At 60.8% G+C, this 22,079-nt stretch carries 23 protein-coding genes and 1 pseudogene; 5 read left to right on the forward strand and 19 right to left on the reverse strand.

Going from position 1 to position 22,079, the window contains the following annotated elements:
- Nucleotides 1-126 precede the first annotated feature (126 nt).
- Both ACVWXZ_RS03365 and ACVWXZ_RS03370 read left to right on the forward strand, forming a co-directional pair.
- On the forward strand, nt 127-723 hold the full coding sequence (locus tag ACVWXZ_RS03365) for a hypothetical protein (protein WP_143597107.1): 597 nt from the start codon (nt 127-129) through the stop codon (nt 721-723).
- 31 nt (nt 724-754) lie between these two features.
- On the forward strand, nt 755-1,621 hold the full coding sequence (locus ACVWXZ_RS03370; RefSeq protein ID WP_457482153.1) for a hypothetical protein: 867 nt from the start codon (nt 755-757) through the stop codon (nt 1,619-1,621).
- A gap of 129 nt (nt 1,622-1,750) precedes the next feature.
- On the opposite strand, the gene ACVWXZ_RS03375 is transcribed toward ACVWXZ_RS03370, so the two are convergent.
- From ACVWXZ_RS03375 to rpmJ, 15 genes are all read right to left on the reverse strand, one after another.
- Nucleotides 1,751-3,022, reverse strand: a complete 1,272-nt coding sequence (locus ACVWXZ_RS03375) for a class I SAM-dependent methyltransferase (RefSeq protein ID WP_457482154.1) — start codon at nt 3,020-3,022, stop codon at nt 1,751-1,753.
- Between the two features lie 51 nt (nt 3,023-3,073).
- The gene (locus tag ACVWXZ_RS03380; protein WP_457442842.1) at nt 3,074-4,195 is read right to left on the reverse strand and encodes an ABC transporter ATP-binding protein; all 1,122 of its coding nucleotides are present in this window, start codon (nt 4,193-4,195) and stop codon (nt 3,074-3,076) included.
- Nucleotides 4,196-4,475: 280 nt separating this feature from the next.
- Nucleotides 4,476-4,916 carry an Hsp20/alpha crystallin family protein gene (locus ACVWXZ_RS03385; RefSeq protein ID WP_011433199.1) on the reverse strand — a complete coding sequence of 147 codons (441 nt, stop codon included), beginning with the start codon at nt 4,914-4,916 and terminating at the stop codon, nt 4,476-4,478.
- A gap of 175 nt (nt 4,917-5,091) precedes the next feature.
- Nucleotides 5,092-5,403: a PepSY domain-containing protein gene (locus ACVWXZ_RS03390; RefSeq protein ID WP_414383494.1), complete on the reverse strand. Its 312-nt coding sequence runs from the start codon at nt 5,401-5,403 to the stop codon at nt 5,092-5,094.
- 67 nt (nt 5,404-5,470) lie between these two features.
- Nucleotides 5,471-8,095 (reverse strand): bifunctional aconitate hydratase 2/2-methylisocitrate dehydratase, encoded by a 2,625-nt coding sequence (gene acnB, locus ACVWXZ_RS03395; protein WP_457482155.1) that lies wholly within the window; start codon nt 8,093-8,095, stop codon nt 5,471-5,473.
- 102 nt (nt 8,096-8,197) lie between these two features.
- Complete coding sequence (gene prfA, locus ACVWXZ_RS03400) at nt 8,198-9,280, reverse strand: peptide chain release factor 1 (protein WP_457482156.1); 1,083 nt, start codon at nt 9,278-9,280, stop codon at nt 8,198-8,200.
- Between the two features lie 54 nt (nt 9,281-9,334).
- Entirely contained in the window at nt 9,335-9,559 is a 225-nt protein-coding gene (gene rpmE / locus ACVWXZ_RS03405) for a 50S ribosomal protein L31 (protein ID WP_011433195.1), read from the reverse strand.
- Nucleotides 9,560-9,635: 76 nt separating this feature from the next.
- The gene (rpsI, locus tag ACVWXZ_RS03410; RefSeq protein WP_011433194.1) at nt 9,636-10,046 is read right to left on the reverse strand and encodes a 30S ribosomal protein S9; all 411 of its coding nucleotides are present in this window, start codon (nt 10,044-10,046) and stop codon (nt 9,636-9,638) included.
- Nucleotides 10,043-10,498, reverse strand: a complete 456-nt coding sequence (gene rplM, locus ACVWXZ_RS03415) for a 50S ribosomal protein L13 (RefSeq protein ID WP_457482157.1) — start codon at nt 10,496-10,498, stop codon at nt 10,043-10,045. Before rplM ends, rpsI begins: the two co-directional genes overlap by 4 nt.
- A gap of 45 nt (nt 10,499-10,543) precedes the next feature.
- Nucleotides 10,544-11,401, reverse strand: coding sequence for a tRNA pseudouridine(38-40) synthase TruA (truA, locus tag ACVWXZ_RS03420; protein ID WP_414424562.1), 858 nt, complete (start codon nt 11,399-11,401; stop codon nt 10,544-10,546).
- 13 nt (nt 11,402-11,414) lie between these two features.
- Nucleotides 11,415-11,765, reverse strand: a complete 351-nt coding sequence (rplQ, locus tag ACVWXZ_RS03425; protein WP_011433191.1) for a 50S ribosomal protein L17 — start codon at nt 11,763-11,765, stop codon at nt 11,415-11,417.
- Nucleotides 11,766-11,860: 95 nt separating this feature from the next.
- Entirely contained in the window at nt 11,861-12,868 is a 1,008-nt protein-coding gene (locus tag ACVWXZ_RS03430; protein ID WP_457394471.1) for a DNA-directed RNA polymerase subunit alpha, read from the reverse strand.
- Between the two features lie 134 nt (nt 12,869-13,002).
- Nucleotides 13,003-13,389 (reverse strand): 30S ribosomal protein S11, encoded by a 387-nt coding sequence (gene rpsK / locus ACVWXZ_RS03435; protein ID WP_011433189.1) that lies wholly within the window; start codon nt 13,387-13,389, stop codon nt 13,003-13,005.
- An 84-nt stretch (nt 13,390-13,473) separates the two neighbouring features.
- Entirely contained in the window at nt 13,474-13,857 is a 384-nt protein-coding gene (gene rpsM / locus ACVWXZ_RS03440) for a 30S ribosomal protein S13 (protein ID WP_011433188.1), read from the reverse strand.
- A 201-nt stretch (nt 13,858-14,058) separates the two neighbouring features.
- Nucleotides 14,059-14,175, reverse strand: a complete 117-nt coding sequence (rpmJ, locus tag ACVWXZ_RS03445) for a 50S ribosomal protein L36 (protein ID WP_011433187.1) — start codon at nt 14,173-14,175, stop codon at nt 14,059-14,061.
- Between the two features lie 165 nt (nt 14,176-14,340).
- Between rpmJ and ACVWXZ_RS03450 the strand changes: the two genes are divergently transcribed.
- A complete protein-coding gene (locus tag ACVWXZ_RS03450; protein WP_457482158.1) occupies nt 14,341-16,317 on the forward strand; it encodes a carboxypeptidase regulatory-like domain-containing protein in 1,977 nt (658 codons plus the stop codon).
- Between the two features lie 88 nt (nt 16,318-16,405).
- Nucleotides 16,406-17,467 (forward strand): carboxypeptidase-like regulatory domain-containing protein, encoded by a 1,062-nt coding sequence (locus ACVWXZ_RS03455; RefSeq protein ID WP_457402604.1) that lies wholly within the window; start codon nt 16,406-16,408, stop codon nt 17,465-17,467.
- A gap of 60 nt (nt 17,468-17,527) precedes the next feature.
- Here the strand turns inward: ACVWXZ_RS03455 and ACVWXZ_RS03460 are convergent, their stop codons facing one another.
- From ACVWXZ_RS03460 to ACVWXZ_RS03475, 4 genes are all read right to left on the reverse strand, one after another.
- Nucleotides 17,528-18,787 carry an RNA-guided endonuclease InsQ/TnpB family protein gene (locus ACVWXZ_RS03460; RefSeq protein ID WP_457482159.1) on the reverse strand — a complete coding sequence of 420 codons (1,260 nt, stop codon included), beginning with the start codon at nt 18,785-18,787 and terminating at the stop codon, nt 17,528-17,530.
- 383 nt (nt 18,788-19,170) lie between these two features.
- Nucleotides 19,171-19,779, reverse strand: coding sequence for a hypothetical protein (locus tag ACVWXZ_RS03465; protein ID WP_457402607.1), 609 nt, complete (start codon nt 19,777-19,779; stop codon nt 19,171-19,173).
- A complete protein-coding gene (locus ACVWXZ_RS03470) occupies nt 19,758-20,216 on the reverse strand; it encodes a thioesterase family protein (RefSeq protein WP_457402608.1) in 459 nt (152 codons plus the stop codon). The genes ACVWXZ_RS03465 and ACVWXZ_RS03470 overlap by 22 nt, the downstream gene beginning before the upstream one ends.
- Nucleotides 20,180-21,733: a hypothetical protein gene (locus tag ACVWXZ_RS03475; RefSeq protein ID WP_457402609.1), complete on the reverse strand. Its 1,554-nt coding sequence runs from the start codon at nt 21,731-21,733 to the stop codon at nt 20,180-20,182. Before ACVWXZ_RS03475 ends, ACVWXZ_RS03470 begins: the two co-directional genes overlap by 37 nt.
- 147 nt (nt 21,734-21,880) lie before the next feature.
- Here ACVWXZ_RS03475 and ACVWXZ_RS03480 point away from each other — a divergent pair.
- A pseudogene (locus ACVWXZ_RS03480) lies at nt 21,881-22,079 on the forward strand (RNA-guided endonuclease TnpB family protein); the annotation flags it as partial.

A 22,079-nucleotide genomic window follows, 5' to 3' on the forward strand; every position in this document is an offset into this window, starting at 1 on the left:
TAGGCTGCTGAATTATCCTACCACCTTGCCGGAGCTGCACTGGGTCTTCCGTAAACAGGCAGAGGAGAAGATGGAAAAAGTCTGGTAGCCTAGGAGAGCGATGCCGCTTGTGGTTGAGGGATGTTCATGGTGCGTCGTTTCCCCGTCTGGATTGCTGCTGCCGCCTTGGCAGGAGGGATCGCCTGTACCCAGGCAGCTCCTGTGCAAACTCCTGACCAGGTGGTGAGCACTTTCATCGCTGCTGCCGAGAAGGGGGACTGGGGCACGGCAGACAGCTACCTGACGGAGCGCTTCAGCAATGCCCTCCGGCCGGGATCCCTGCCTTCGATTTGGGGCACGGTGGGGAAAAACGTGCAGGTGCGCAACCAAGAGGTGACCGGGAAGACGGCCTATGTCTGGGTGGAGGGCACCGACTCGCTGGAGGATGCGGCCCAGCGCCTGGGGCTGGATCCCTTGACGTTGCGCAAGTATTTGACCCAGCCGGATCTGGCGGATCCGACCTATCAGCAGTTGGCCCCCCAGTTGGTGGGGATGCGCCTGGAGGGAGAGACGGTAACCTCCCGCGTCAAGATCACCCTCTACCAGCAAGATCGCGGCTGGCGAATTGAAGTGTGGCAGCCGGATAAGCCACCTGCTGCTTCGGGATCCCAGTCGGAAAACCCAGAAGAGACAGAAGCAGCGGATCCCGGTGAAAATTCTGCATCTCCAACCGAGAACCCCTAGGACTGTTACCTGCAGGGAGATTGGGGAGGGTGTGGATGTGAGAGCGTGGTTTTTCTTGGTGCTGGCTTTGCTGCCTCTGGGGGGTTGCTGGCAGGCCAAAACGGCGGAGGAAACGCTGCGGGAGTTTGTCCAGGCGGCCAATGCCCGCGATTTTGCCACCGCAGAAGCCCTGCTCACTCCGCGGCTGCTAAAAGGGATCCCTCCGGGGGCCTTGGATCAATCGTGGCCCTCAGCGGAGGAGTTTACCCTCACCCCCATTCAAGCGGTGGGCAATACGGCCATTTTCCGGGTGGAGGCAATCCTGAAGCCAGAAGCGGTGGTGCCGACTTTGCGTTTCCAGTTCACCGCCGAGGAGCTGCAACGATTTTTAACAGAGCCGGATCGGGAGGATCCCCGGTTTCGCCCTTTTCGCTCTCAGTTGGGCTTCTACGAGCCTTTGCCGGAGGGTCGGCTGCGCGCAGTTATGGAGGTTACCCTCTATCGCCAGGCCCAAGGGTGGCGGGTGGAGTTGGCTCGGCTGCAGCCTTTGAATACGGTGGTTCTCCGCGAGCCGATCCAGTTATCAGAAGAGGCTCAACCTTTTCAGCTAACGGGAACGGTGCGGCTGCTCAACCGCAAGGAGGGCTGGATTGGGGTCAATTTGGAGAAAGTAAGTCCCAGCTTGGAGCGCTACGCGGGCACGTGGGTCTCGGTGGTTCCCGCTGAGGATGTTCAAGTGACCCGCCTTGGCCGTTCTGCCAGTTGGCTGGATCTGCGCCCAGGCGATGCGGTGGAAATGGAAGGCACTGTTCGGTTTGCCGTCAATGTCGATGCGGAAGGGGGGATCCCAGCGGCCATTCGGGCCGAGCAAATCAGGGTACTCAAAGCAGACTCAGAGGGATCCGGATCCCAGCCTTAGGTGGGACAGCGTGTGTGGCCATTGCAATTCCAACTGGGACACTGCACCCATACCTCAACCGTTTCTCCCAGAATGAGATAAGGGGGCGTCATAAATTGGGAAGGACAGCTCCTGAGGGAGCAAGTCCTGTTAACGCAGGGGAGAGTCCAACAGCACCACCAGCCGCTCTTCCAGGAACTTGAGATTGGCCACCACTTGGTTAAAGGCCTCTTCGGGGGTCCAATCCATGAGATCTAGCGCCTTGGCCGCCAGGGCCTGTACAGGAACAGGCTCTTCTCCAAAAACATCGATCAACCAGCGCACCGAGAAGGGATCGATGGTGATGTTGCCCTCGGAGCCGGGCCAGCCGTTGATGTTGACCGGGCCATTGTCGCGGATGGCATTCTCAAAGGCAGCCTTGGCGTTGAGCCTCAGCAGCAGAGGATGCGCCTGTACCAAGCCATTTCTCCATTCCTCGCTGCTGAAGGGTTGAGGAGAAGTCGCCCCGGTGGGGTGGCCACACCAGAAGTCGATCAGGCGGGTCAGGTTAGGAAAGATTAACTCGATAAAGTGCAGCAGCTCCTCTTGGTTGAGCTTTTTGATTTGGCGCAGAGCGTAGGGAACGGGCTTGGTGAGGACCCGCTCCAGCTTCCACTGCTGCCAATTGACCATGCTGATGAACTCCAGCCCGGCCTGGCGGAGCATCTCAAAGACCTGAGGTACGGTAAAGCCTTTGTCGCTGCGCAGCAGAAAGTTGGCCAGGATCCCATTGGTGGTTTTGATGGCATCCCCCTGCCAGTGGCTTTTGACGAAGCTGCCCTCGTGAAGGGCATCCATCAGCTCCCTGAGGATGGGAACGGCTTTGGCAGCCGGCTCATCCATCACCCCCAGCAGCTCCATGGCATCCTGCATGTTGAAAATAAACTGGCGCTGGTAAAGGCTGTGGACATTGGTGCGGATGATGCCGTCCGGTTTGAGGACTTGGCGCATGCCTTTCAGCCCCGCCACCGGATCGTCCAGTAGGTAGAGCACGTCGTTGCAGGCGATGAAATCGAATTGCTCCCCCAAGGCTTGCAGGTCGGTGATGTCCATCACCTCGAAACGCGCCTCTTTGATCTGGTGGAACTCGAAGCGCTGCCGGGCCATTTTCAGGGATTCTGCCGAGATGTCCACCCCGACGAAGGTGGCACCCGGATTGGCCGTGGCCAGCACAAGGGTTTCCCAGCCGGAGCCACAGCCGGCGTTGAGCATCACTTTGCCCTCGGGTTTGACCACCTTGCGGTTGCGGCGATAGTAAGCGGTGGTGAGGCTGTTGGCAAACAGCGCGAAGTTATCCGTAACCGTCTGCTCAATCGGGACATTCGGGTAGGGAAATTCGTCAAACTGCGCCTGAACCAAGCGGGACGTCGATTGCTCCGGCATAGGGATCCCTGCCTTTCTAAGCTTATTAGGATTCTAAAGCGATTCCAGGGTTTAACCTAGGCGCTGCTCGGTTTCGGGATCGAACAGGTGGAAGCGATCCATGTCGAAGATCACTTCCGCCCACTGGTTGACGCGCAGCTGGGTACGGGGATCCACGCGGGCAATAAACTCCTGCTCGGCCAGGATCCCTTCTCGGTCGCTGGTGCTGAGATAGAGGATTACTTCATGGCCCACCAGCTCCGTTACCGAGACCTTAGCCCGCACCGGGGCAGGTTGGATCCCTGGGGGTTGGTAGTGGGGATCGTGGATGTTTTCCGGGCGGATGCCGAAGATGACCGACTTGCCGACGTATTGCCAATAGGGCTCTGCCTGGTGGGGCGGGATGGCCACGCGGAAGGCGCCGGTATCGATCCAGAGGGTGCCCTCCTGCTCCCGCAGCTTGGCCTGGAAGAAATTCATGGCGGGGCTGCCGATGAACCCGGCCACAAACAGGTTGGCCGGGCGGGTGTAGAGGGTGTGGGGGGTATCCACCTGCTGCAGGCGGCCATCCTTCATGACGGCGATGCGGTTGCCCATGGTCATGGCCTCCACCTGGTCGTGGGTAACGTAGATAAAGGTGGTGCCCAGTTGCATGTGCAACTTGCTGATCTCGGCCCGCGCCTGTACCCGCAGCTTGGCATCCAAGTTGGAGAGGGGCTCATCCATCAAAAACACCGCCGGATTGCGCACGATGGCCCGCCCGACGGCAACCCGCTGCCGTTGCCCACCCGAAAGTTCCTTGGGCTTGCGGTTGAGCAGGTGTTCGATCCCAAGGCGCTTGGCCACCCCCCTAACCCGGCTTTCGATCTCCGCCCGTGGCAGGCCGCGCAGCTTGAGGCCAAAGGCCATGTTCTCGGCCACGGTCATGTGGGGGTAGAGGGCATAGGATTGGAAGACCATGGCGATATCCCGATCCTTGGGGGGGACATCGTTCACCACCCGGTCGCCGATGTAGATGGATCCGGCGCTCACTTCTTCCAAGCCGGCCAGCATGCGCAGGGAGGTGGTTTTGCCGCAGCCGGAGGGGCCGACAAAGACGAGAAATTCCCCGTCTTCGACGGTGATGTTCAGGTCATGGACGGCGGTGGTGTCTCTGTAGCGCTTGGTAACGTGTTCGTAGGTAACGCTGGCCATGCTCTCAACCTTGGCTCCGTTGCGCACTCAAACCCTATCCAAAGCGGCGGGCAAAAGTCAAATGGGGTTCGGTTTAAGTTCGCTAGGGAAGGCTGGGGATCCCTGCAGCGAAGCCAGTTTATGGTCGTTGCCCCTGCCCTTGCCCCGGCCCCTTTCCCAGAAGGAGAGGGGAGCTGGGAAGCCATGGAATCTTGAACCGAAATGTAAAAAAAGGTAGGCTCATCGCCTACCTCTATGGGATCCTTTTTCCCTATTAGGAAGTTGCCTAACCTCTAGGCCATCAGGAGACAACGCTCACTTTAACCACTTGGGCTTTTTCAGAGTCCGCTTTGGGCAGAGTCAGGGTGAGGATCCCATCTTTGTATTCGGCTTTCACCTGATCGTGTTTGATCCGGTTCGGCAGCGGGATCACCCGTTGGAAGCGCCCGTAACGGAATTCAGTCCGGGTTACCCCTTTGTCTTCAGAGCGCTTCTCAAATCGCCGTTCCCCAGTGATGGAGACCGCTTCGGCTGTGGCTTGGATATCCAAGTCGTTGGGGTTCAAGCCGGGCAGCTCCAGCTTCAGGGTAATGGTTTCGGGATCATCGTGCATCTCCACTGCCGGCATGAAGGCGAAGCCGTCAGCTTCGGTGGTGCGAGGGATCAGCCGGTCGAACATCCGGTTCATTTCCCGTTGAATTTCGTCAATTTCCCGAAATGGATCCCAGCGGACAAGAGCCATAGAGCATCCTCCTCCTCTGTTTTGCTTTTTTGACTTCCAGTTCGAGTTTTTAGCTTAGCTTTCGGGGCTCAACTTTAGAGGTGCAAGCAAAACCTCTATGCTTCTAGTGTATTCAAATCTATTCCGAGAAGTGTAGGGTTTTCTGGAATGTTTCTTAGGTGTTTACCCTACAGGTTTATCCATCCAAAACCCTCTGGGACTCCGTATGTTTGGGGCGGCGATGAAGTTTTGTGGGTAACCACATACTGAGACCGGTGGCCACCATCACCAGCAGCCCCAGTCCGTTTAAGAAGGGGTAAACCGCTTGCAGGTCGAGGGGGCCCCACTGCCCTTTGTGGATTTGGATCAGCCAGTAGTAGTCGAAGTTTTCGTTAAGGCGGGCAATTTGATACAGGGATCCCGTCAGCACCGTTACCACCAAAGGCAAGGCCAGGATGGGGGCAAGGGTGCGGTGGATGCGGCGGATCCTCTTTGGATTCAGGGCCATTGAGCTTTCTCCAGGGCAATGGGGCGATCCCTGCCATGCTATCAGGGCAGCTAGCCCCTATTCTCGCTCAAGAACGGCTCCTGGACAGCTCCTCCACGTGCTGCCGCGGGATGACCCGTCCTTCGTCCTCAAAGCCAGGGATCTCGTGGAAGTTGAGGTAGCGGTACAGCTCGCCGGCAAAGGGCTGGATCTTGGTGGAGACGATCTCTCGGTACTCCTCAGGGGTGGGGATCCGGCCCAAAAGGGCGCAGGCGGCGGCCAGCTCGGCGGATCCCAGATAAACCCGCGCGTCTTTGCCCATGCGGTTGTTGAAGTTGCGGGTGGAGGTGGACATGACGGTGGCCCCGTCTTCCACGCGGGCTTGGTTGCCCATACACAAGCTGCATCCCGGCATTTCCGTTCTGGCCCCGGCGGCAGCAAAGATGCCGTATACGCCTTCCGAGCGCAGTTGTGCCTCATCCATGCGGGTGGGTGGACAGATCCAGAATTGGCGCACCTTGGCCCGCCCTTGGCCTTCTAGAACCTTAGCGGCGGCGCGGTAGTGGCCGATGTTGGTCATGCAGGAGCCGATGAACACCTCGTCGATTTTGATGGGGGTGTCTGGATTGCCTGCTTCGTGTTGGGCATAGACCTCGCTCAAGGTCATCACCTTGTCGGGATCGTTGGGGGCACAGACAATTGGCTCGGTGATGGTGCTGAGGTCAATTTCGATGACTTCGGCGTATTCGGCGTCGGCATCCGCTTCCATCAGGCTGGGGTTGGCCAGCCAGGCTTCCATTTTGGCGATGCGCCGCAGCAAGGTTCTCGCATCCTGATAGCCGCGGGCGATCATGTTCTTCAGCAGCACCACGTTGGAGCGCAGATATTCTGAGACCGTCTCGAGGCTCAGCTGGATGGTACAGCCGGCACAGTTGCGCTCTGCCGAGGCATCGGTAAACTCGAAGGCCTGCTCCACCTTCAGATGCGGCAGGCCCTCGATCTCCATGATGCGCCCGGCAAAGACGTTTTTCTTGCCTTTTTTCTCAACGGTGAGCAGCCCCCTCTGAATGGCCACGTAGGGGATGGCATGGACAATGTCCCGCAGGGTGATCCCCGGCTGCAGTTCCCCCTTAAAGCGCACCAGCACCGACTCCGGCATGTCCAAGGGCATCACCCCCATGGCGGCGGCAAAGGCCACCAGACCGGATCCCGCCGGGAAGGAGATCCCCAAGGGGAAGCGGGTGTGGGAGTCGCCCCCGGTGCCGACGGTATCCGGCAGGAGCATGCGGTTGAGCCAGGAGTGGATAATGCCATCGCCGGGACGCAGGACAACGCCCCCGCGGGAAGCGAAAAAGTCGGGCAGCTCTTTGTGGATCTGGATGTCCACCGGCTTGGGATAGGCGGCGGTGTGGCAGAAGCTCTGCAGCACTAGGTCGGCGTTGAAGCCCAGACAGGCCAGCTCCTTCAGCTCATCGCGGGTCATGGGGCCGGTGGTGTCCTGGGATCCCACCGTGGTAATGAGGGGCTCACAACTGGTGCCCGGGCGCACGCCTGGCAGCCCACAGGCTTTGCCCACGATTTTTTGCGCTAGGGTATAGCCTTTGCCAGTGTCTGCCGGGGGAGTGGGGCGGATAAACAAGGTGGAGGGAGGCAAACCCAAAGCTTGGCGGGTTTTGTCGGTGAGGGCACGGCCAATCAACAGGGGAATACGTCCCCCCGCCCGCACTTCGTCGGGGAGGGTCACGGGCCGCAGGGAAAAGGTGGAGAGAACCTGGCCGGTCTCAGAGCGGATCACGCCTTCGTAGGGGCAAATGGTAACCACCATGCCGGTTTCCAAGCGGGAGACATCGCACTGGATGGGCAAGGCCCCGGCATCTTCGGCGGTGTTGAAGAAGATGGGCGCAATGGTGCCCCCCAGGATCACCCCCCCAGCCCGCTTGTTGGGCACATGGGGAATGTCGTGGCCGATGTGCCAGAGGAGTGAGTTGAGGGCGGATTTGCGGGAGGAGCCGGTGCCCACCACATCCCCCACAAAGGCAACGGGATGGCCACGGCGCTTCAGCTCGGCAATGGCGGCCAGGGATCCCGGAGCGCGGGACTCCAGCATGGCCTGGGCGTGGAGGGGGATATCCGGGCGGGTGGTGGCGTGGGCGGCGGGGGAAAGGTCATCGGTGTTGATCTCGCCGGCAACCTTGAACACTGTTACAGTGATTGCTGCGGCCAGGGGAGCTTTGGCGGTAAACCATTCGCCCTTGGCCCAGGACTCGATCACCTGTTGGGCATAGGCATTGCCGGACTGGCTCAGCTCCAGCACGTCGTGAAAGGCATCGAAAACCAGCAGGGTGTGGCTGAGGGCGCGGGCTGCTGCCGCTGCAATCTCACTCCGGGGATCCCGCAACAGATCCAGCAAAACCTGGACGTTGTAGCCCCCCAGCATGGTGCCCAAGAGCTCCACCGCCCGCAGGGGAGTGATCAACGGGGATTCAACCTCCTCCTTGGCCACAGCGGCCAAAAAGCCCGCTTTCACATAGGCGGCTTCATCGACCCCCGGCGGGACGCGCTCTGTTAAGAGGTGCAACAAAAAGGCTTCTTCGCCAGCAGGCGGGGCCTTCAGGAGCTCGCACACCTGGCTGGTCTGGGCAGCGTTTAAGGGCAGCGGCGGGATCCCTTGGGCCTCGCGGGCAGCGGCGTGTTGGCGGTATTCGGCCAGCATGGGGGTTTAGGCACTCGACGTGGGTATTTATTCTACCGCTAGCTCGGCAGAGGAAAGGTCCTCGAGAAGGGATCCCATTCGCTGGCGGTAACTCAGCTTGGCCTAGGATAGCTCCGCCAACAGCTCTTTTTGGTAAAGGCCAATACAAGCCTGGATCAACTCGTCCAGCTCCCCATCCAAGATGGGCTGCAGAGGGAAATTCTGGTTAAGGCGGTGGTCGGTAACGCGGTTGTCCTTGTAGTTGTAGGTGCGAATTTTTTCCGAGCGGGATCCCGTTCCCACCTGCATGCGCCGAGCAGAGCTGATGGAGGCCTGTTGCTCCTGCAGCTTCATCTCGTAGAGTTTGGCCCGCAAAATCTGCATGGCCCGCTGGCGGTTCTGCAGTTGGGAACGCTCCTCGGTACAAAACACCCGGATCCCGGTGGGCTTGTGGAGAAGATCCACCGCCGTCTCCACCTTGTTCACGTTTTGGCCGCCTGCCCCCCCAGAACGTGCCGTTTTGATTTCGATGTCTTTCGGGTCGATGACCACCTCCACCTCGTCCACCTCTGGCATCACCGCCACCGTGGCCGTCGAGGTGTGGACACGGCCTTGCGCTTCGGTGACGGGCACCCGCTGCACCCGATGCACGCCAGCTTCAAACTTGAGCTTGCTGTACACCTGATCCCCTTGAATCTCCAGGATCGCCTCTTTGTAGCCCCCCAGCTCTCCTTCCGAGAGGCTCGCCAGACGCACCGACCAGCCCAGCTTTTCGGCGTAGCGGGTGTACATGCGGGCCAGATCCGCCGCCCACAGCGCCGCCTCCTCCCCACCGGTGCCGGCGCGAATCTCCAACATAATGTTTTTCTCGTCGTTGGGATCCCGGGGCAGCAGCAGCAGGGTGAGCTTTTCCTCCAGTTGTTCTTGGCGGGCCCGCAGTTGCTCAAGTTCCGCTCTTGCCATCGCCTCCAGCTCCGGGTCGGAGGCCGATTCCCGCAAAAGTTCTTCCGTCTGTTGCAGATCGCGATTCAGCTTTTGCCAGTCGTGAAAGGCTTGGACAGTCGCCTCCAAGGAGGAGCGGGCCTTGGCAATCCGCTGCAGCTCAGCTGGATCCGTGGCCACGTCCGGATCGGCCAAGCGCACCGTCAGCTCCTGAAAGGTGGCTTCGACATTCTTAAGCTGGTCGATCAGTTGAGCAGAAGCCATAGACTTGCGATACCCAGGAATCCAAGTATTGCCCACACCCAGATGGGGGAACCTCTACTTGGCCTTTTTGCCACCGCTCATGCCGTATTTGCGCATGAACTTCTCCACCCGGCCTTCGCTGTCGATGATCTTCTGGCTGCCGGTGAAAAAGGGATGGTTGCCCGACCAAACATCCACCTTGAGCTCCGGCTTGGTGGATCCCACCGTCATCACCACTTCGCCGTTGCAGATGACTTTGGCTTCTGGATACCACTGCGGGTGCAATCCTTTCTTGGGCATAACCCTTTCCTCCTCTGGGCCTGTTTCTATACCCTTGTCTATCAACATCTTCCTCTAAAAACAACGGCAGGGATCCCTAGCGTTTCGAGTACTGGGGAGCCTTGCGGGCCTTGCGCAGGCCGTATTTCTTCCGCTCCACGGCGCGCGGATCCCGTTTCAGATAACCCTCTACTTTCAAAGGGCCGCGATTGGCCGGATCCACCTCGCAGAGGGCGCGCGCCACCCCCAGCTTGATCGCATCCGCCTGGCCGTGAACGCCGCCGCCATGGGCTCGCACTAGGATATCGTAGGAGTTTTCCAGACCAAGGATCTCCAGCGGCCCCTTCACACTGGCCAGCAGGGCTTCTTGATACTGCAGATACTGGTCTCCCGGCCTGTCGTTGATGATGATTTTGCCCGTGCCGGGCACCAAACGCACGCGGGCAACGGCGGTTTTGCGGCGTCCCGTTCCCCAATAAACGGCTCGTTGGCTGCTCGCTTGAGTCATGGTTTGGCTCCTGGGATCGTGTTGAGGGGATAAACCTGGGGTTGCTGGGCCTCATGAGGGTGGTTTGGCCCGACATAAACTTTCAACTTGGTGAATTGCCGCCGGCCCAACCGGGTGTGGGGCAACATTCCCTTGACCGCTTTTTCCACCACCCGCTCCGGCAGGCGCGCCTGCAGTTGGGCAAAGGTTTCCACTTTCATGCCGCCGGGACGGCCAGAGTGGCGGCGGTAGAGCTTTTGGGTGCGCTTTTTGCCGGTGACCACCACTTTCTCAGCGTTGATCACAATTACATAGTCCCCCGTATCCAGGTGAGGGGTGAAGTCCGGTTTATGCTTACCCCGCAAGAGGGTGGCCACAGCGGCGGCCAAGCGGCCCAGGCGCTGATTGGCAGCATCCACCAGATACCAGCGGGGCGCCAGAGTTTCGGGGTTGGGAAGGGGAGTTTTGTTCATGGCAGGCAAGGAAACATATCAGGACAAGCTTGGAGATCGCCCAGATCAACCGCAGGAATGGGCCAACGCAGCCGGCGACCGGAGGGCGGAGGGAGGCTCTGTGGGCAAGGCCCAAAAGGGCGGCGAGTGGGCGAACTGTTGACCGAAGGGATCCGCAGCATAGCCCACATCCGTCAGGCATAGCCCTTGCGGGGGAGCGCTGTAGCGGGTGCGCATCTGGCTCCAGTCGTTGTGTTGCCACAGGTGGACAAATTGGGCTGGGCTGAGCTCGCCTCGGCCCACCACCTCTAGGGATCCCACCAAGAGCCGCATCATCCGGTAGAGGAAGCCGCTGGCCTGCACCTCGATGCTGATCAAGTCCCCCAGCCGCTGGCAGAGCACCTCCTGCACCTGTACCCGCGAGTGGGGCCGATCCGATCCCCGCCGCCGGAAGGCTTCCAAGCTGTGCTCCCCCAGCAGGGAATTCAGGGCTTCCGCCATCGGCTCCACCTGCAGAGGCCAACGCACTTGCCAGCTAAAGAGGCGCCAGAACACATCCGGTCGCTCCCGGTTCAGGATCAGGTAGCGGTAACGGCGCCAGCGAGCCGAAAAGCGGGCGTGCCAGGAGTCAGGCACTTGAGCAGAAGCCAGCACTACCACATCTTCCGGCAGACAGTCGTTCAGCACCCTCGACCACTCCGCCGCAGGGATGCCGGAGGTGGTGTCGAAGTGGGCCACCTGGCCTGCAGCATGAACCCCCGTATCGGTGCGACCGGCCCCATAGAGGGTTACCGGATGCCCCGCCCGCGACGCAATCGCCTCCTCCAGCACCCCTTGCACGGTACGGCGGGCTGCCTGGCGCTGCCAGCCATAGAACCTGCTGCCGAGGTACTGAATTCTCAGGGCAATGCGACGGTACGGCATGGATCCCTTTCCACTACACCAGCTCGATGACCGCCATTTCTGCTCCATCCCCCCGCCGATGCACGGTGCGCAAGATGCGGGTATAGCCACCGGGCCGATCCCGGTAGCGCTCAGGAGCCTGCTCAAACAGGGAGCGCACCAGCTCCTTGTCGTAGATGTAGGCCAGCGCCTGTCGCCGCGCCGCCAGGGATCCCTCTTTGGCCAGGGTAATCATCTTCTCGGTGGTGGCCCGAATGGCTTTGGCGCGGGCTTTGGTGGTGGTGATCCGCCCTTCCCGCAGCAGAGCCGTGGTCAGCGCCCGCATCAGGGCCTTGCGCTGGTCGGCGGGCTTATTGAGGTGGGGGGTACGACGGCGGTGGCGCATGGTAACCTCTGTCTTGTGTCCTACACTCTTCGGGGATCCTTGCGTTTTGACGCGGTTGTGCTAGCGGTGCAGATGCTTGAGACGGAACCTAAACTCTAGGCCTTGCCTTTTTCGCGGGTGCGGGGCAGTGTCAGACCAAAGCGGGCTTTCAAAGCCTGCACCACCTCTTCGGCAGACTTCTGGCCAAAGTTTTTGATCTCCAGCAGATCTTCCTCGGTATAGAGCAGCAGATCGGCCACCGTGTTGATCTGAGCTCGCTTCAGACAGTTGTAGGCCCGTACCGAGAGCTGTAGCTCCTCGATGGGGATCTGGTTTTTTTGGTTGTCCTCGTCTGGCTTGGGCGGCACAGGAGCATCGAAGCTGACCTCCTGCAGCGGTGCGAACAAGCCCACCAAAATGCGGGCCGCTTGGCTGAGGGCCTCTTGCGGGGTGAGGCTGCCGTTGGTCCAGATTTCCAATACTAGCCGATCTTTTTCCAGGAATTGACCCACCCGAGCTGCTTCCACAGCGTAGTTCACCTTGCGCACCGGCATGAAGACAGAGTCGATCTGCAGAAAATCAATCGCCATCGCTTTGCTGTCGGAGTAATCGACGGCGCGGTAGCCATGTCCCCGGCCAATCATGAACTCCATTTCCAAAATCGCCCCTTCCGCCAGGGTGGCAATGTGGTGACGGGGGTTGATCACCTCCACATCGCTGGGCAATTGCAGCTTCTCAGCAGTAACTTCCCCTGGCCCCTGAGCCACCAAGCGGCCCACCTGAGTCTCGGGGGAACTGGAGCGCAGCACCAGCTCCTTCATGTTTAGAAGGATCTCCATCACGTCTTCCCGCACCCCCGGCACCGTGGAAAACTCGTGGGTCACCCCGGCAATGCGTACAGCAGTCACCGCCGTCCCCTCCAGATTGGAGAGCAACACCCGCCGCAAAGCGTTGCCCACCGTGATCCCTTGGCCGCGCTCCAGCGGCCCCAAAGCAAATTTGCCGTAGTGAGCGCCACTGTCATCCCGACGAGATTCGACACACTCGGTCTGGTAGGCAACAGCACTTGCGCTCGCTCTGCTGCCCAGAGAGTGGGAGAGGGTTCGGCTGGTTTGAATCGTCATGGTGGCCCCGTCCGTCTGGCTCGACATCCGTTTGGAGAACTGATGAAACTTCGAGGTCATCTCACGCTTGGGCAGACCTGTAGCTCTGGAGCAAACTCCTACAGACGCTCGACCGGCCCTCAACGCGGGATCCTTCAGACACGCCGCCGCTTGGGAGGACGGCAACCGTTGTGGGGAATGGGGGTAATATCTCGAATCAGAGTAATTTCCAGGCCCGTTGCCTGTAGAGCGCGAATGGCGGTTTCCCGACCAGCTCCCGGCCCGCTCACCATCACTTCGATCTGGCGCATGCCGTTCTCCATGGCTTGACGCGCCGCACTTTCTGCTGCCATTTGGGCGGCGAAGGGAGTGCCCTTTTTGGCCCCTTTGAAGCCCGTAGAACCTGCCGAGGCCCAAGACACCACATCGCCGTTGGGATCCGTGATGGTGACGATGGTGTTGTTGAAGGTGGACTGAATGTAGGCCACCCCATTGGGGATGTTCTTTTTGACTTTACGTCCGCGCCGTTGCTGCCGAGCCATGATCCAGGTGTCCTTGCAATCGACTGTTTGGGGTTGGGATTCGGGATGGTGGAAGAGTTTTGCCTTCCGCGCAAAGCCGAGCGACTACTTCTTGGCAGGAGCTTTCTTCTTGCCGGCCACCGTTTTCCTGACCCCCTTGCGGGTGCGGGCATTGGTGCGGGTGCGCTGGCCACGCACGGGCAGACCCAGGCGGTGGCGACGACCTCGATAGGTGCCGATGTCGATCAGCCGCTTGATGTTCATCGCCTCCTGGCGGCGCAGATCCCCTTCTACCTGGTATTCGCCCTCCACCACCGTCCGTAGGGCGGCCACCTCAGCGTCGGTGAGGTCGCGGGTACGAGTATCCGGATTGATGCCGGTCTTCGCCAAAATTTGGCGGGAGCGGGTCAGCCCAATGCCGTAAATATAGGTCAGGGCAATCTCCACTCGCTTTTCTCGGGGGATGTCAACTCCCGCAATCCGTGCCATAGTCAGGGGTACCTTATCGAAATCAAATCAAACCAAGTTGCCTGCCTGAGATGGGATTTTTATTCAGGGGGATGTGGCCGTGGAGATGCTGGTCTTGGGATCTATGCTCGCCGAGAGATCTGGCCAAAGTTTTGCTCAGTTGTGTTGGGATCCCTCGCTTCTGTCTCCCATTGCAGGCTGGACACATCCTGCATCGAACCTCTAGCCCTGCCGCTGCTTGTGCTTCGGGTTGGAAGAACAGATCACCATCACCCGACCATGGCGGCGGATGACTCGGCATTTCTCACAGATCCGACGGACGGAAGGCCGCACCTTCATGGTTGATCCTGACAAAACCAGCGAATATCCATTCTATGTTCGTCTGGGCAGCCTGTCAAAATGTGTTTGGGTTTGCTGACAGCGAGCGGACAGTCGGGTTGGCTATGCTGGTTGGGCGAGGATCTCCTGAGTCAAAGTAGGCGCGACTGTGGGGTGGAGAAGGCCATGCGGTGGCAATGGCTGGTTGTGCTGAGTGGTGTGCTGGGGCTGGGATCCCCTGTGTTGGGGCAAGGGATCCCTTTGCCGGCAGCAGGCTCCTCCTCTGCGGTGGAGAACTTTTCGACGGACGGGAACGGCCTGAGGACAGAGGGGGATTGGCTTTTGCCCTTGCGCAGCTCTGCCGATCGCATCGATGGGGTACCGGATCGGGGCTGGGTTGCGGTTGGGCTGTTGGAGGAGCAGGCCGTGACCCTGCTGGATGGGGCCAGCGGGGATCCCCTGTGGCAGGTGGCGGTGGGGTTTGCCCCCAGTGTGGTGCGGGTGGATGAGGCGCGGCAGGTGGTCTATGCCTCTGGCCCCAATGCCCCTGGGCTGGTGGCCCTCGATCTGCTGACGGGGGAGCTGATTCAGGCCTATGGGTTGCCGGCGGGAGTTTTGGATATTGCCGTGGATGGGGTCACAGGGCGGGTTTTCGCCTCCATGCCTTCTGCCCAAAGTCTGGCGGTGATGGCTGCTCCCCTGCGCGTCAGCGGTGCGCAAAGCGATCCCTCAGAGCAGCCGCAAGCCCGCAATTTGCCGATGCCCGGCCCCCCCTTGGCGCTGGCCTATGATGCGCAGCGGGGATCCCTGTTTGTGGGCCTAGCCGGGGAGGATCCCCTCAGTTTGCTGGTGGTCAACCCAGACAATGGGGAGTTGTTGGCCCGTTGGCGCGGCGGCAATACTCCGGAAGCGATGGCTTTGGATGCCGAACGGCAACGCTTGGTGGTGCTCAACTCGGGCAGCCAAGACCTGACGGTGCTGGATCTGAGCCGCAGCGGCGAGGCCCTGCAGCGGGTTGGCCTGGATTGGCGACCGACGCGGCTGGCCCTTTCCCCTGATGGACGTTGGGCTTACGTGACCTCCCGCGATAGCGACCGCCTGCAGCTGGTGGATTTACAGACGGGGCGATTGGTGGCCTCGCTGCGGCTGCAGGGACAGCCGACGGGTCTGGTGATGCTGGGGGAGCGGGATCTGTGGGTGGTGGCAGCAGGGATCCCAGCTTTGCGCCGTTTGCAGGATATTCAGGCTCAAGTTGGCGACGGCGGGACAGAGGTCCTGAACGGGGGAGTCCCCTCTCCAGGCAACCGCGGTGTGGTGACCGGGCGGGTGCTGGATATTGCCGGCCAACCTGTTCAGACGGGGGTTTTGCACTTGGCCGCCACGCCAACCCAACCCCAGCAAACTGTTCGCATTGCTGCCGACGGCACTTACGTGCTGCCGGAACTGCCGGCCGGCCTGTATTTGGTGGATGTGGAGGTGCCGGGTTTTCCCCTGACCAGCACCCAGGTGGAAGTCCGGGCCGGCTTTGTCTCCACTCAGGATATTCGTCTGCCGCCCGGGGAACCGACCCGCCAGCCGGAGGGCATTGGCCTTTTGCCGGATGAACCCGTTTACTCGGATGAGCTGGCCCGCCACCTCAGCATGGCCCTGAAGGAGTTGCAGCCCCAGCGACCGGTGATCCTCTTGAAGGGGCCTTTGGGGCCGGATCCTCGGTTTGAGCCGCTTCTGCCCCTCACCCAGGGCCTAACGTTGTTGGATCGGGATGAGCGCTACACCTCCGATTTGGCCAAGCTGAAGGTGATCGGGGATGCCCTGGGATTGCGCTACATCCTTTTGACCCAGATGCAGATCTCGCGGGACTACAACCGCCAGGGCAACTCTCTGCTGAATACAGCCTTACGCTTTGTGGCCCCGACGGTGCCGGTGGAAATTCCCAATTTCACCCCCAACCAGTTGCGCAGCCGCGGGGTGGTGGTGGTGGTGGACTTGCAGAGGGATCGGCCTGGGGATCGGGCTCGCTACTACGAAGCCTATGGGCGGGATGATGTGGGCGGGGATCCGATGTTTGAAGATGCGGCAGCGGGCCTATTTCGGCTGCAGGTGCGCAACATGGTGCCGGTGTTTGTCCAACAATGGCAAACCAACAACCCCTTTTCGGGGTGAGGATCCCTGCAGCAGGATCTTGCCCTGTTCGCGTCAGGGGTGCGGAGCAGAATAGAACCGACTGCTACTACCGGGTGCAACCTTCGCCATGCCTTTTTTCTTCTTTCATCCTCTCCGGCACAGGATTAGCTATCGCTACGCAACGCTCTCGCGAACAGGCAGTCTGGCCCTCTGCGGCTGGCTGGCACTGGCTTCAGGAGCGCTGGCTCAGGCTCCGGCCACCCCCATTCCGCGGTTGACGCCGTTGTTTCCCTCCCAAAACAGAGGGCAGCCCCAGGGAACGGCGCGGCTGGTGGGGCAGGTGAGCAACAGCGTGGGGCAACCTGTGGCGGGGGCACAGGTGCAGTTGGAGGGCATGGAGAACCCCAATCAGCCGATTCAAACCGATGAGCGGGGCGCTTTTGAGCTAGACCAAGCCCCAGCCGGGCGTTGGCTGTTGACGGTGTGGCACCCCGACTATGAAAAGGCAGAGCAGGAGATCCTCCTGCAAGCGGGCCTGACCACCCCTGTGGATGTGGTTTTGCAGGTGCCGATTCGGCCTCAACCCCGCCGTCGCCTTGGCATTTTGGGGGTGGGAGGGTTGGAGCATACCCAACTGTTGGGCCAGCGCCTGGCCATAGAGGCGGTGCGTCTGGGCTTGATCCCCAACGGCGAGAAGGTGGTGCCTCTGGACAACCGTCGCATTCAGCCCATTTTGCAGAAGGTGGGCTGGCCCATCTACGAACTGTTTGAGTGGGATCGCCGCAAGCCCGAAGCAGTAGGCCAATTTTTCGATTACCTGGGCCTGGAAGCCATCGTCATTGCCCGCGTCGATGTCCTCACCCGACCGGCTTCGCCAACGGAGTTGAGCCTGCGTTCCCGCAGCCGCCTGGAACTGTGGCGGTTTGATGAGCAAGGCAACCTGGTGGCGGATGTCTTGGCCGAGGCCAGTCGCGATCAGGTGGAGCGGGGCAACCTCAATGCTGCCGAGCTGGCCCAGCTTTATCAAATCCAAGTCACCCAGATGGCTGCTGAGGTGGGATCCCGCTGGAAGGAGCATCACCCGCTGGCCCAGTACCTAGAACTGGCTCAGGGAGAAGCCCCACCCCCACGCTCTCGCCTGGATACGGCTGTGGAGCTGCGCATCCCCTCTGCCACACCGACTCCCTAGGTCTTAAGCAGAACAGCTCCGGGATCTCTTCTGTTGTCGTGAAAGGGATTGTCCTGTAAACTACCCGACTCCGACCGCTAAAGCGGTACGGAGCGGGCTTTCAGTAGCCCTGAGCCTGCTCTGCCCTACCAGAGAACAAAACAGGCCCGAACCTCTAGGCTGGTTTACGGCAGCCCCCAAGAGCGCAATCACATTCGCACCATTCAAATCCGCATCCCCTTCCCATCCACAGTGTCCACACTTAAACTGCTTCCCACTGCGATAGGATTGCGCAGGGTCGGGATGAATGTGCAAGCACCGGTGGCAGGTCTGCGACGTGTAAGCAGGCGGCACAAGAATCAGAGAAACCCCTGCAACCCTCGCCTTGTATTCCAGAAATTGACGTAGTTGGTAGAACGCCCAACTGTTGGCCCTGCGCCTTTCGGTTTTGCTGCGTGGCTGTTGATTGACCCTTTCCCGGATCCCTGTCAGGTCTTCCAGAGCAATAGCGCTGTTGGTAGCTTTTGCCCTAGAGACAATAGCTTTGGAGATGCGATGATTGACCCACGTTTTTGCTACGCAACGCTGACGCGACTGAAAGCGTCTCTCCTTGCCAGACAGCCGTTGCAACAGTTCTCTGCATCTGCGCCGCGAACTGCGTGTGCCCTTACTGGCTTTGCGTTGGAGTACCGCCCTCAACCGGGAGTAGTGGTCTCGGATTCGGTTCAACTGCTGTCCATTCCAGTTATCACCCTCTGACGTATGGGCAATATCTGTCCTTCCCAAGTCCACCCCCAGCACTCTACCCGTGCGTTGCGGTGGGCACGGTTCCGTTTCCACACAGATCTGAATAGAGTAGGAGCCGTCTTTACGCTTGACCAGAGTGGCAGATTTGGGATTGGAGCCCGCCAGCCGTTCTCTCTGGTAGCGGCCAACCGCCAGCTCAAAGCGCTCCCGACCCTCCACCGTGGTCAGCGACACCGTCCAGTCTTTCTCGCGGAACGAAAAGATACGAGCGTCGTAGGTAGCGAAGCCACCCTTGTTCGCGTTAGCGTCGCGTAGCGACAACGCTTTGACGGGGCGGTTTTTCTGTTGGGCAACTTTACGGGCGCCGGCCAGCCGTCTGCAGACCTGCTGAGCCAAGTTACTGGACAAGTCGAACCGGGCGCGGATTTCGCGGTAGCACAGAGACTGAAGCTTAACGGCGTTGACGACTTTCTCCGGCGTGTTCTGGTTGACCCAGTTCAAGGCTTGGCCAAAAGCCTCCAAAGTCGCGTCCAATTTGGCGGCTTGCGACTGGGACACCTTGAGCTTGCAGGATACGGTCAGGACTTGGGTCATAGTTCTATCATAACTTCCGCATTCCTCCCGGCACTGACCCTACGGGTACAGTGCGGGGCTCCTGCGATTTCTAGCTGAGTTCGTCTAGCAACGACGGGAGGAGCCGCCCGAAGAGTGGCGAGAAGAGCTGCCCCCCGATGAAGGGCGGGAGGAGGAGCCGAAAGAGCCAGAAGAGCGCGAGGAGCCGCCACAACAGGAGCTTGCAAAGCTTGGATCTGGTTTTGCAGTTGTCTGCAGCGACGCTGCCTGCGCCAGTACATTGTGCCGCCGATTATCCCTGCAGCACCTGCCCCCACCCCTACCAACGGCCAGGGCGAAGGGGGAGGCGGGTAGGTCATGCCTCTGTTGAATTGCTGCCCGGCGCTGCAGCCGGCCTGACCGCGTCAGCGCTGCAGTTCCCCCCCCAGCGCTTTGCTCCTGACGCCAGCTGTCCCATGGGCTATTTTTGCTGGGGATCCCTTCCGATGGCGCGATAGGGCGAGCCACCCCAGTTTCAAGGCCGGCCCCAGCACCTGCCAGCCGCGAAACCGAACCACCAGGGATCCCTGTCCGCACCAGCCGATGCGGGTGAAGGTCAAGCGCAGGTGTTGAGCCAACTGAGGGGGTAGAGCGGCGATTAGTCCCAAGCATTGCCCCGTCAAAGCCGGATCGGCAAAGCCAATTTCCACCCCTCCTTGCCAAGATTGGATGTGGAGCTGCTTGCCCAGCTTCCACAGGTAGGGCCAATCTCTGGGGGAGCAACGTTCTCCCCGCTGCGCCGGCCAACGGCCGCGAAGGCGCAGGGATCCCCAACGCCATTCCCAACCACGGCGGCTGCCCCGCACAGTCCACCCCCCCCACCCGTGCCATTTCCAGATCCAGGCGAGGGGTCCCTGCCAGGGTTTGCGGTAGCGCAGAATGAGCTGTTGAGGCCAGAACAAGAGAGTTCCCACAAAGACGGCCAGCAGCAATCCCAAAGGACTCCGTCCCGCTAACGCGAACAGCTTGAGCACCGACTGGGATCCTCCGCGGTCAATCCATAGCGGGCCAGAAAACGGGGCAAATCGACCACCAGGCAGGTGTAGGATCCCTGCATCACCAGCCGCTCCTGCTGGGTGATCTCCACGTGAAACCGAATGCGTCTTCCCTCCACTGCCACGACTTCGACCCGCATCTGCAAGGGATCCCCCGCCACCGCTGCCGACCGATGTTCCAAGGCAAAGCGGATCCCGACCGCCGCTTCCTCCGGCTCGTAGAAGGGCTGCAAGGTGGTGTGGCTGCACCGCTCGATCAACGTCAACAAAGCCGGGGATCCGATCACCTTCACACCGGGGTTGCCCAGGGCTGCAGCGGTTTGTTCCGGGCCGAGGATCCCCTGCCAGGTGCCGAGGGTGCCCAGGGGAACAGGTTTCATCAGCGGGCGGGGGCGCGCATTCTCCCAGAGTGCCATAGGCTCCAGCCTTGCCAGAGCAGGAGAATCAACGCCAGGATCCCGACCACCCCGGCCAGCACCAGCGCCCGTTCCCAGCGGGTGGCATGGAAGCCGGTTACCGTCCAATCGCGGCTGAGGTTGGATCCCAGAATGGCAAGCACAGCCAGGCCCAAACCTCGGATCCCCAGAGATTCCGCCCCTCTTCCCTCCTGCTGCAGGAGGATGGGCTGCAGCGCCGCCAGGATCAAGGCGGTGGTCAAGGCTCCCAACAGGAAGGCCGCTTGCGGCTGAGCGTGAATGAAGTAGCCCACCCCCACCGGCAGAGCCAGGCTGGCCAGCGTCAGAGCGATCCCCGTCTGCAGGGGTTTGTCTGGCCCGTATAGCCAGTGAATGAGCGCCGCCAGCGCCATGCCCGCCATGCCCAGGTACAGCGCCGCCGACACATAGGGTTGGGTGAGGTCGATCCCGGCAACCTGCAGGTTGAACTGGTGCAACAGGTTTTGCAGCAGAGGGCGGGCCGACAAAAACAAAGCGGCCATGGCCCCCCAACGGCTGGGAAAAGCCAGACATCCCAGCCCCAAGAGGGCCGCCCCGTAGGATCCCCCCAATCGCAGCGCCAGCAGCGCTCCTCCCCCCACCAGCGTTAGGCCCACACAGGCCCGCCAGAGCAGCCGTCCTTGTTGCTCGGCAACGCTGACGCGACCGGCTAAAGCCTCCGGCCCGCTGACATGAGCAGGTTCCCCTGCCAGCGCGGGGATCCCCTGTCCCATCTGGTTTTCCAAGGCAAGCAAGGCCCACGAGAGCAGCACCCCCACCCCGTAGAGCAAGGCCCAGAAGGGATCCTGGTATAGGCCGTTGCGGGTCAAGGCCAAGGCCAGCGCCAGCGCCACCAGCCACCCCACCCCATGCCCCACTGCCGACAGCAGCCCGGGGGAGTCTTCTGAGGCGGTCAAGAGCGGCACAGTGCCTGCCACCAAGCTGAGGGCGGCCAGCCCCACCGGCAACAGCACCTGCCAAGGGAGATCCGGCTGGGATCCCATCTCCAGCAGGCGAGATCCCCAGGTTATGGCGGCAATGCCGCTCCACCCCTGGCCCAGCGCCATCAGCAAGGACAGAGCTTCTGTTTCGGCCAAGACCCCCAGCAAAGGGATCCCCACCAAGCCCATCCCCAGGCCGCAGCCCCACAGAAAGAGCATTCCATGTTGCTCCGCAACGCTGATGCGACCGGGGGAGCCGATAGCCAGACTTTGCCAGGCCGCCAAACTGAGCAACAGCACCACCAGCCCTTGCCCGGCCCGACCGCAGCCACTCAACCCCAGTAAACCCACCCCCACCAGGCCCCCCAACAACAAAGCCAGGGGGATCAGATCCGGCAACTGACCCAGCCAGCACCCCAGCGCCGCCAAGGCCACCAAGCCCAGCCCCACTGCCGGTTGCCAGCGGCGAACGGATCCCCAGCGGCGGTAGCGAATTGCTTCCAACAGCAAGACCACCAAGCCAATCGCAGCCGCAATCGCCAAAACTCCACCCAGCACGTGCTCCCTCCTTTCAAGCCCTGCACCAACTATCGCCTATCGCTGTCCGGTCATCATCGCCATTCAGCTAGAAATCGCAGGAGCCCCGCACTGTACCCGTAGGGTCAGTGTCGGGAGGAATGCGCTTTGATGAAGTACAATGAACTTATGAGCCAAGTCCTGACCGTCTCCTGTAAGCTCAAGGCGTCCCAGTCGCAAGCCGCCAAATTGGACGCGACGATGGACGCTTTTGGCCAAGCCTTGAACTGGGCCAACCAGAACACGCCGGAGAAGATCGTCAACGCGGTCAAACTGCAATCCCTTTGCTACTACGAGATTCGAGCCCGGTTCGGCTTGTCCAGTAACT

Source organism: Thermostichus sp. MS-CIW-38, from assembly GCF_054058415.1.